Annotated in this window: 1 protein-coding gene; it reads right to left on the reverse strand. The window is 45.7% G+C overall.

Annotation, left to right across the window (positions count from 1 at the left end; genetic code table 11):
• Positions 1-117: 117 nt before the first annotated feature.
• A partial coding sequence (gene mnmC / locus R7190_RS27390) for an FAD-dependent 5-carboxymethylaminomethyl-2-thiouridine(34) oxidoreductase MnmC (protein ID WP_318137870.1) occupies positions 118-718 on the reverse strand: 601 nt, incomplete at its 5' end.

Below are 718 nucleotides of genomic sequence, written 5' to 3' on the forward strand. Positions count from 1 at the left end.
CGTTGCTCAAGTAATACGCCATTAAAAAAGAGATTCCCGATGCGTGATTTCGCGGGCTTGGGAATCTCTTATTCGTTATCTACTTAATATCCATGTAGTTGTCTGCTTGGTGCCGATTTAAAGCTCGGTAATCGCTTTGCCTTTGCGTAATTTGCGTACCCACATACGGCTTGGGTGAAGTTCTGTCAGCACATCGACAGGGAGTGGCAGCGGGTCCCCACAGATTTGCGAGGCCAACACTTCTGCCAACAGAGGCGCAGAGCTTAGACCTCGAGAGCCTAAACCTAAGAAGCAGAAAAGGTTAGGGAATTGGTGAATCGCTTCAACCTCTTCTTCTGGTTTATTTTGCAAATCTGCATATTGCGTTTTGATTGTTTCGAAATCACCCACGTTCCCAACAAACGGCAGATGGTCTCGACTCACGCAACGAATACCTTGGCGTGACAAATTGCCCGATGTATCCACTTCTTTGGTCCATTCCTGATTTGGAATGCATTTGACCAACTTTTCTACGTTATCTCGTTGTGCGTTTTCATCAAACTCATAGTCTAAATGACTGCGATCGTAACTGGCACCAATGCAAAGGTGTTGGTTATTTGGGTTAACAGGTGTCATGTAACCGTCGTAACAAAGAACACTTTTGAGTTTAGATAGGGTTTTCGTTGCTGGCGCGTGGCTCACTTGTCCTTTTACTTGTCCCATCGGCAAGGCTTCAGTT

This window comes from Vibrio sp. 1078-1 (assembly GCF_033340475.1).